The 10,217-nt window shown below is 45.5% G+C and carries 3 protein-coding genes; all 3 read right to left on the bottom strand.

The features are described from left to right. Nucleotides 1-5: 5 nt before the first annotated feature. From BLP33_RS01630 to BLP33_RS01620, 3 genes are read right to left on the bottom strand one after another with little or no spacing between them, the layout of a single operon-like run. Entirely contained in the window at nucleotides 6-4,184 is a 4,179-nt protein-coding gene (locus BLP33_RS01630) for a hypothetical protein (RefSeq protein ID WP_090524190.1), read from the bottom strand. A gap of 18 nt (nucleotides 4,185-4,202) precedes the next feature. Then, on the bottom strand, nucleotides 4,203-6,920 hold the full coding sequence (locus tag BLP33_RS01625; protein ID WP_139159909.1) for a hypothetical protein: 2,718 nt from the start codon (nucleotides 6,918-6,920) through the stop codon (nucleotides 4,203-4,205). Continuing rightward, a complete protein-coding gene (locus tag BLP33_RS01620; protein ID WP_090524183.1) occupies nucleotides 6,911-10,210 on the bottom strand; it encodes a baseplate J/gp47 family protein in 3,300 nt (1,099 codons plus the stop codon). The genes BLP33_RS01625 and BLP33_RS01620 overlap by 10 nt, the downstream gene beginning before the upstream one ends. Between the last annotated feature and the right edge of the window lie 7 nt (nucleotides 10,211-10,217).

Genomic DNA, 10,217 nt, shown 5'->3' with positions numbered 1-10,217 from the left:
CAACATTATTTAACAGTGCCAGGATCTGTAGTACCCGGATCTTTTTTGATAATCTTCGGAGCTATTTTGGGTGTCACAGGAGTTACAGCCGGGTCTGTCTTCGGTGTAGCCGCCGGTGTTACAGTTGTACTCGTTTTAATCGCAGATGGGTCTACCGTTGGTGTTGGCGTTACCGATGGTGTTACCGGAGGTGTATCCTTAACTGTAATCACCGGCGGTACAGTAGTACCCGTTGGCGGCGTAGTAACCACAGGCGGAACTTTAGTAACTATTGGTGTAGTGGTTTCCGGCGGCAAGTGGGTAAGTACCGGAGTGGTAGTTATAGGAGGCAAAGCAACAGGCGGCGTAGGTGTAAACACGGCACGACACTTCTCAAACTTACCATTCACTGCTGTAAGTGTAATAACTGTATTACGGCCACGCGGGAACTGGCGCATATCAAACACTTTTACTGCGTTTACCTCATTACTGGTAGTTCCATCGTCAAATGTCCATGTAAACTTAAAGCTGCCCGGATTAGGTGTTTTATTTGTTAAAGTAACCGTGGCAGCACCTTTTTCATTATCCATAGACACTTTATAGTCAAAAGAGGCCTGCGGATGTTCATGGATCATGAGCGTACAAGCAGGAACCGGCTTGTCGTTCACCATAAAGTCGTTGATGCTGACATCATAAGGACCTTTCGATGGATCAACAACCCACTGGCTCCCCAATAATTTAACTGCATCTCCCGCTATTTTTGAGGTGATAATCCCTGTTGCGGGTTGTACGGCAGTGAAGTTTATATTACCCTCATCCGAACAAACTTCGCTGGCAGCTAACTGCAGGTCTACAGGTTCCTCAGGAATCTCTACTGTAATAGTAACCTGCTCAGAATCGGTACAATCATGGTTATTGGCAGATAAGATGAAGGTTAGTTTACCATCAGGGAATTTGGCACGAAGATCAGCATATTGGAAGGTAATGTTATCATCCGGTGTGGTAAGGTTAGCATGTACCTGTCCGTCGGGCATAGTCCAGGTGTAAGCAAATGTATCGCCCGTTGCCTGATTGGTTGTAGCCGTTAGCTGAATAAATACGGCAAACTGGGTTGTATCACTTATGCTGGCTGCAGGTTTAACAGACGGATGTTTGAATACGGTAATGGTGCAATCGGTTGGCTGATCATTTACCGTAAATTTAATCTGCTGGCCAAATGTACCGTCTTTAACTTTAGTAGTATCAAAATAGGTTATTGCGTCTTTAGTTACAACTGTAGTTTCAAAACCAGCCGAGGCTTTGATAACCCCATCAGCCGGGCTAACTTTAAACTGCAGCAACCCTTCGTCAGAACATGCTACGGCTTTAGGTAAACTAAGCCCTACCTGTGGCTTAGGCATGATAAATGCTACCGGCGGACAATCAGAACAGCACATATACGGCAGGCAGAAATCGGCAAATACTATATCGGCAGGCACATCGGGGTTTGCAGCTACAGCTCTTGATTTTCCCAGTTCGAGCGCTAAGGCCTGAGTTTTCTTGATCACCTCAGCTTCATTTGTCGGGGTATACTTACGTTTCGACCGGCTTTCATAATATTTTACAGCATCGGCAATGTCATCATACTCGGTATTTTTGGCGATATAAACCATCACGTCGCTATCACTTGCAAAACCTTTTACAAACTGCTGTTCGCTTTCAAGCGCCTTTAACCTGTCTTCGAGCGGAAATTTGTCTGAAGGGGTGGTTGGACTGGGTGCAGCTACCGCGGTAGCATAAACCATTACAAAGGTACCACCCGCCGGCACACCTGCCAGGTGTTCTAACCCGGTATGATTAGCGGCATAGGCCGAAAAGGTAAGCTGTTGCAGCAGCTTGGTTTTGCGGTCCTGTATTTCCTTTAATATTACGGCAAGCGCCTGACCTGCACAGCAATTTTCAGATAAGCGCCATAACTGTAATTCATAATCATCTTCATACCCTTTTCGTACATAGTCGCTTTTAGCAAAAATCTGGCGGCTTTTTTGAGCAGCCAACTTTACTTCGTTGCAAAGTTCATCCAGGCGGGCTGTAAAATTATCAATGGTGTCTTCGTCAATATCAACCAGCCTGTCGGGCAGCCACTGGCTTATGTTACGGGTGCCGGCTATCATGCGCACAGGGATATCAACTGCAATGGCTTGCTCATATGAGCCTGTTGCCGAGGTATCCACAGTTTTGCCTGCGGCATCTGCATAGTCAGAAATACTGATGGCCCCGCCCTGCCTGCGGATCTGATCTACATAATAACCTATACTGCCTTGTGCTATATTGATATTATTGTCAACCGCGTCGATACCGCCATCCATCACATATCTATCGGTGCTTTTATTGATCGCAAATCCGCTGCTTATTTGTTCGCGGGCAGTTGCCTGCACCTCGCCGGTATCCGCTGTTTTGGCAGCAGCCATTCGCATTTTAGGAGCGGCTACTTCCTCCTCATTGGCCAATTCCAGTTTTTGCTGGGCCGCCTGATACCGGATATCATTCGCCACCGAATAACCTGTTTTGGTATTAAAGCTTGAAAAAAACTTGCTTACATCACCATAAAGGCAATTCTGCTCTGCCTGGAAAGCTTTTAATGTAGCTTCAAGATCATTAAACTGGCAGGCATAATCATCTATATCAATATCACTAAGGCTTACATCGCCCAAACGGATGGCCACTACATCAAATGGCAGGTTACTGTCCTGCCTGATCTTATCAACCGCGGCAATAGCCTCGGTATATTTTTTACCGATATGCCCCTCAATCCTGAAAAAATTATTGGAGTCGATTGAATAGGCGAGCGGATTTACCACCATATCATTTGCGGGCGAATAAGCTCCGGCATTATAACCAAGGATCAGCTTATCTGTGCCCTGCAGCCACCGGTTATAACTCCACTTTTGAGCCAGGTCGACCGGTTTGCCGTAATAAAAAGGGATAGCCCTTGCCTCTAAAGGTTTACTGTTATCTGTAGATGGTGTTATTTTCACCACCGGGCTCGGAGGCAGCGTAAACCCGCTGCTCATAACGTTCAGCCTGTCGAGCAGGTTAATGGCAATGTTCAGCTTATCTTTATTGGCGCTGATAGCCGGCGAGGCATAAAATTTATGGCGATATGGCGTTGGCTTGGCCGTAGGCGTAACATTTAAAGCACCCAGCATAATATGTTTGGGGAAAGCATAAATATTGGGGCAGCACTGGTAAATGATATCCGAAAGTATAGCCCTCAATTCATTATACCCGGTTAACAGATCTTTGTAAAAATCATACAGATATTGCGCCTGCATTGGGGCTGTAGCTTTACTCAGCGTTGTATTGATATTGGCAACGATACTGGTAATAGGATAAACAGATTGCGGATCGAGCGCGAATTTGAATGTGTTGTAGAGCGTTTGAACAGCACTTGATAAACCACCGGCACCATCATTTGCAATTTTTGAAAAGGCAGCGGTAAGCGCTGATGATGAAGCGGTAGTCTGCTTATTGAAAAACACCCGTTTTGCCGCCAGCACAGGGGCATCAAAGTACGCGTTATAAGCATTGAAATACTTTTTGTAGATATCGTCATAAATAACCTCCGAACCGGTTTGCTCAATGATCTGGTTCATATCTGCCTGTGCAATAAGCAGCACTTTGGGTTTGGCTACCTGCTTGCGGCCCTGATTGTCGCAATCAATAGCCGTACAGGCATCCGGATCTTTAGAATAATACTCCAGGTAAAGCAGGCCGTACATTTCGGTAAGTTCCTTACCAGCCTTTGATTTAAAATTGGTGAGGGCAAAACTATCAACCGGGAAAGCGCCTTTATCATCGGGTGTTACCAGCTCCCATAAAGCCATTTGTGCGGCATCGGTGCCCATGGGATAAAACGGCGGGTATTTGATCAGCGAATTATCATAGGCCCTGAAGTTTTTATAGGTTGTTTCGGGCATGTAAAGCAAATCGCCGTCGGTAGTTACGCCGCAGCCCTTGCCTATGGTTATGCCGTTGGCATCGCCTTTGAAACTTAAGCCGCATACCAGGCCAACACCAATTAAACAGGTACGGGTAAGGCGCTGCTGATCTTCAAAAAACTCTACAATATCATTCAGCTGTTTGGCTGTAAGCACCTGGCTGTCAACAAAGGAGTTATACTCTAAAGTTATATCGGTGAGCTTTATGTTGGTTACTGGTGGCATGGCTTTTTCATTTAGGTTTTAACTGTTATTATTTGTGCCGCCCTGCAAGGTGCCAAGGCTGGTTTTGTTCAATATTATCGGGTTGGTTTCCTGGGTATCATCGTCGCAATCGCTTAGCTGGCCCTGCTGATAAACAGTGTATAGTTTTTCAAGTACATCAATAAATTTGCTGTTCAATACAGGGTCTATAGGCGTATCGGTACTTACCGCTATGTGTTTGGCAGCAAGCCAATCTTTATAAGCCGCTTCAAAACCAACCATCTGATCATGCCCGATGAAACAGATGCGCGGCAACACATGGGCCGGTGTTTCGGTGCGGATGAGCCGCTCGGCATAGGTTCGGAAGGCTGTGTTTCGCAACCTTACGCTGTACCCCGGCAGTATCACACAAATCCGGAACGAATATGGATCAAGCGGCTCGCAGTACACACCGTTAGGATCAAGGCAAACCGGCATAAACTGGTGGTGGGTACTATCATCGCCGGTATAATCAAATGGCGGGCGCAGCAAGATGTTCTCAATCACGTACATGCCCTCCATCTTGAAATCGTTCTGCATAAATTTGATGATAAATGCTATCTCGGTTTCGATGGCGGCGGCGCTGAACTCCATATCATTATGGGTAAGCAAAGTACCCGCAGAGTTGGCTATGTTATATACATATTTACCGGCGGTAGCTCCCGGACTTAAGCGGTAATTTTCCCTGTCGCAGGCCAGTACGGATACGAGGCCAAGATCTTCATAAGCATCAATCTCCTTCAGGAAGTTGGCATTGCCTTTAAATTTAACTACGCCAAGCTGCGATATTGTCCAGTTATAATGCAGGGCATCGGCCTTAAACAAAAGGTAATCCTCAACGCTAAGCTGTTGCATTTTATAGTTAGAGAAACCGAGCAGCATGGAGATCCGTTTTTCCATGCCCGATACATTCACCAGTTGCTGATCCGGTGTTTTGGCATTGTACAAATCCATCCCGCTGCCGCGGCAAATGCTCATCTGGTCATAGTCTTTCAAAAACTTAACCTTATGCCTGATGATGTTGCGCTGATAATCTTCGCCGTAAATGCGGTACATTAAAAATACGTACTCGTTAAACTGCTCGGCAAAACGGGCCAGCAAATGATCGAGGAATTTATTTTTCCGTTCGGGATAGTTATCCTGCCCGGTTTCTTTAATTACATCATCAACCGTTTTCTCCCATTGGGCATAACCATCCAACAGCTTTTCCGCATCGCGGATGCCATTTACCGTATTGCTGAAATAGGTTTTGCGGATACTATCGTCGGCAGTAAGCAAAATCCTGGCATTTGAAAGCTGGGCGAAGTAATTGGCCAGCACCTGGTCATAAAACAGCAGGTAGCCTTTAAGCTGTAAGGCCAGCGACCTTTGCTCAGTTGTAGCAGTTTCAGGCAGGCCCAGCGGCGAGATACCGTAATTTTCAGGAAACTGGTTTTGCAGGGTTTCATAATGGGCTATATCACGATAATCGCCTTCAGGTATTGGCAGGTCGACTATCTTTTTAGCTTCCACGTTGTCCTGCCAGTCTTTACGAAGCTGGTTAAGATCGGCCTGGGCTTCGGACTGTTTCAGTTCGATAGGCACCACATCCTTATAAAATGTGAATGATGAATTGGTTTCGCATAAAACAGGTTTATGGCCATCCTGCACACAAAGCAGCCATTCATTCGATTTATAGATCTTATCGGCAACTTCACTCTGCGGCGCGGTACAGCCGCAAAAACCAAAGGAAATTCTTTTTACCAATCGTACGCCGTCAATTTCCATGATAATGCGATACAGATCAGACAGGCGCACCTCTGTACGCAACTGTGAGGCCGCAAGCTCGGCCGGGATAATGAACCCTTGTTTTGTAAATTTAGTATCAATGCCCTGCAGGTTTTCAAAATCAAGCACTGGGCCCTCAAAAATCTCGTCGGGCTGCATGCCTTTATCCAGCAATTCTTTAAGCAGATAAAATTTAATATCGGGTGTAAGGTATTGCTCAATATTAAACATGATCCGCGCCCAGATCATTTCAGGATCGGCCTGGGGCTGAAGCTCAATTTCGGCGCATATCACGATCTCCTGATTTTCAACCGCTTTTACCTGGTCAAGGTCCTCGCACAGCTCACGGAAGTAATGGTATACTGATTTTATTTGTTTGATGATGTCATCCTGTTTGGCTTTGATCTTAGCTACATCGCCCCCCAATTCAGGAAAATCCTCAAAATCTATCAGGATATCGTTGATGCCTTTTAGATCGAATTTAACCTCTTTACCGGTCAGGGCATTTTCACCGGGTTTGGCATAACGCAGCAATGGTTTACCATCAGGTTGTTTATAGTTAGCTATAATACTATGGGGCGATTTTTTGATCCAGGCATTCCGCACACCATCTATCCGCACAAATAATTGACGGTAGTCGTCGGGCGTAACCGGGTAAGTGGGCAGTATTTTTATGGCAGATAAGAACTGCTCATGCATACTGTTGGCATTGTCGTGATCAACCGCCAAAATATTTTCAACGGGCAGTGTAATGCGGTAGTTCAGATCAGTGAGTGCATAGCAAAGCATCTCAAGCGTGGTAATGCCCGGATCATGCACGTTATAATCCGACCAGATGGCGCTGGCCAGGTCGCGGATATGCTGCATACCTTCGGTGCGCAAAGCATTATACTCGGGCCCAAGGCTGGTATCAATTTGTTTCGGTATGGTTAACTGATCAATCATGGGCATGTATGTATGGTTTTAGTATCAATTAAATGTTGCTTTGCCGATACAAGGATTGCCTTTGAATTGCCTGCCTCCAAAACATCGGGGTTTGCAGGCCCCGATGCTGTGAAGTACATCTTAAAATCGGCTATATAATCAACATAGGGTAGTTCTTCAATAAAGCGGATCACCACACTTTTGTACAGGATGCCGCCAAAATCAATATCGGCATTACGGTTAAAAGCCCAGGGCGACAGGTAATTAATCACATCGGTATTCAACTTAGCCGCGTATAGGTTTTCATCCAGTCCGAAGTAAAATTTCACCTTAAAATCAAGGATTACCTCTTCATAATCAGGATTAATAGCCAGCAGGTCAACATGCATAGAGTTTAATCCCGACAGATATTTGGTGATCTCGCTCAGGGTATTTTTGCTTACGCGAGGTTTAAATGGATCAAAACTGATCTGGTTACGGATATCAGGTATGGCTACCACCCTTACGCTGCCCGGGGCAACTTCAATATTATCGTTGGTATGGTTAAGGCATTTAACCCTGAATACCTGCGGAAACTGCGCCATTACCAGGTGCTCATAATCCCAGATGGTGACAGCCCGGTGTTTATGCCTCAGCCGTTCACTTACCCTCAGGCGGAAAGCGCCGTCATCTTCCGGCAGTAAACCGCCAAACGAGGCATATGGCTGAGTAACCGATTTGATTTGCGGCAGCCTGTCGAGCAGTTTGCTGATGGTACCTGCAGGCAACCCGGTTTCCAGGTGCGAAAGTTCATTATCATTATCGGCAAATTCGGCTTCGGCAGCCTGGATATGTACGTTGATGAATTTACAAACCGAATCTATCGTTACTGCAGTTGGCAGTTCAACCCCAAGCCAGGTGAGGCTTTGGTTTAGGAATGTATTGTTGGTTGTAGCGCCTTCGGGGATTAAAAACTTGATGATCCCCGAGCGTAAAAAATCATTGGTATCATCGCTGATGATATTGCTTTTATCCAAAGCAAGCCATTCATTGCCCGATAAATAATACCATTTAGGTTGAATAGTATCCGAGAACGAGGGAGCAAGCGCGTCTTCACTGCCCTCGGCTACCTGGAAAAGAATACTGGCTACAGACCCCGTTTCAATACCCGCAATGCCTATGTAAAAAGCTGCTAGATCTGGAGCTTGCGGTATAGCAGTAATATTCCCGTCGATAAGCCCGTGATATTGTTTTTTGAGGAAAGCATGCTGTTCGGCCTGGCCAAATGGTGTTTCGTGAAAAAATTGAACGTTATGGTTCACGTAATCAGCCAGCAAACCAGGGTTATCATTACTGCCGGTCAAATCGTCAATCTTATTTTTAGCCGATGCCTTGTAATCGAGCTTGAGCGATGCTATTTCGGGAGTATAGGGTTCTTTAGGGATAAGCGCGGCCCTTGTTGTATCTGTCATGGCAGCGGCAAACAATTGCGGATATATACTATGCAGAAAATCCTTTTCAAGGCTTATAAGGATATAATTATCCTTAACTCCTGCTGAGAAATTTTCGGTTTGTGTTTGAAGTGTGGTAGCAGTTTGCTGAAAACCAACAAAACCCAGCACCGGGAAAAACATCTGCATAGGTTGCACATACTGTTGCACCAACGCCTTTTCGGCCTGCGGCCAGCTACCCTGTTTAAAAGAGCCCGATACATTAAAATACAGGTATTTATTAATAAAATAAGGTGCGGGATTTACCGCTTGCTGAACGCCATCCGGCTTAAGTGTAAAGGTATTATCGAGCACATTGATCTCGCTGCCTTCGCTTGGGAACAATGCACCATTTTTGATATAGGCTACTTTTGCTTTAAAATCACTTTTGGCAGTTATCACCCTCGAGGTCCCCGTAGTATCGGAAGCCTCATTACTGGCGTTAATGTTATATGCACCGGGACTTAATGTCGACTTGAGATAATCTGTACGATAAGCCGTATAATAACTTTTCAGATCATCAGGTACGCCTTTCCAATCTATATGAGGCGTAATTTCTGTCCACTCTTTTTGAAAGATCTCAGTACTGCCGATGTATAGGGTTGAGCCAACTTTTGGCAGTGCGCCAAAGGCAAAGAAGGGCTTTGATGGGTCAACTTTACCGTTATCATTTTCAACAGCCAGGTTTTTCATGCCCTTCACAGTCACATCTATCTGCACATTATTGAGCTTAGCTTTACTCAGCGCAACATAAACAGGATAGGCATTATCCTGAACACTCATCAGCAGGCGGATTACCGGGAAATCGGTTTTATAATTTTCTTTATGAATAGCCTGATCATAGGGCACAACAGCCTTAGCCTTTGCCGGTATATTTACTGTAATAATAATTTGCTGCTGATTAACCTTAAAGGCATCTGTAGTTGGAAAATCGGCCTGCAGCCACTCTTTTTCGGATGTTAAAAAAACCTTAAACAGTTGGGCAAGCAGTGCAGGATCAATAGTAGTACCAAGCCCCGAAAAGTTGAGTGTTAAAGTTATGGTACGGTCACCCTCGCTCATGAGCAATACTTTTGATGCAAAAGCAAAGCCCATTGATGCTGTTGGCCAGCTCTTGCTGCCAAAAGGATTCCACTTAGGTACATCATCTTTAAAAGGTGTACCCAAACCATCGGCCGAAAAAGTAACATCGGCATAGGCTACCTTCTTATCCGCGGACGATTGGTACCAGCTTTTCATAGCCGCTATAGTGGCGCTGTTTACAGCCAGCTCTGCGTTTGTTTTAAAAACAACCGGTTTGGGTTTGGTGCTTTTATCTTTACCGGCATCAAGTGGTGTGCCTTCCGGCAACAGGAAACCGGTGAGGTTACGGGCAAGCTCAAATATTACATGTACCTTATCGGGTACTTCGGGGCGGTTACGCAGCTGCAATACCCGTTTAAAATAAAAATCAAGGTGCCGGCCGGTAAACTGGTTCAATGCATCTTCCGAATGCTGTAAAAGCATAATGAAACACATAAACAGGGCCAGGTGCGGTTCAACATCGCTTTTGATACTTGAGTCGGGAAAACCCAGGCCGGCATTCTGCATTTTAACCTCAACCTGCTTCAAAAAATCCTGCAGCGCTTTTTTATCCTGGATGAAAAACGGTTTCCAATCGCCCTGGGGGTAATTGCTGTCTTTCAAGGTATAATAGTTTATTTTATCGGCATAAGCAGCAGCGAACGTCAGCCAGTCTTCCATGCCCAATTCCTCAATTGGGGCGTAGGCTGGGTCAAGCGCTTTCAGGAAGCGCTGTGACTGGCTTGAGCCATCACGTTGAAGCGGATTTTTATCGTTACAGGCCATGGTTAGT

Source organism: Mucilaginibacter sp. NFR10 (assembly GCF_900100445.1).
GTDB classification, from domain to species: Bacteria; Bacteroidota; Bacteroidia; order Sphingobacteriales; family Sphingobacteriaceae; genus Mucilaginibacter; species Mucilaginibacter rubeus.
Note: the sequence above shows the minus strand (reverse complement) of the source record. Positions and strands in the feature narration are given on the sequence as shown.

Excerpts from the sequence above, each read along its gene's own strand:
- BLP33_RS01630 (WP_090524190.1), bottom strand. The coding sequence starts at position 4,184 with ATGCCACCAGTAACCAACATAAAGCTCACCGATATAACTTTAGAGTAT.
- BLP33_RS01625 (WP_139159909.1), bottom strand. The coding sequence starts at position 6,920 with ATGCCCATGATTGATCAGTTAACCATACCGAAACAAATTGATACCAGC.
- BLP33_RS01620 (WP_090524183.1), bottom strand. The coding sequence starts at position 10,210 with ATGGCCTGTAACGATAAAAATCCGCTTCAACGTGATGGCTCAAGCCAG.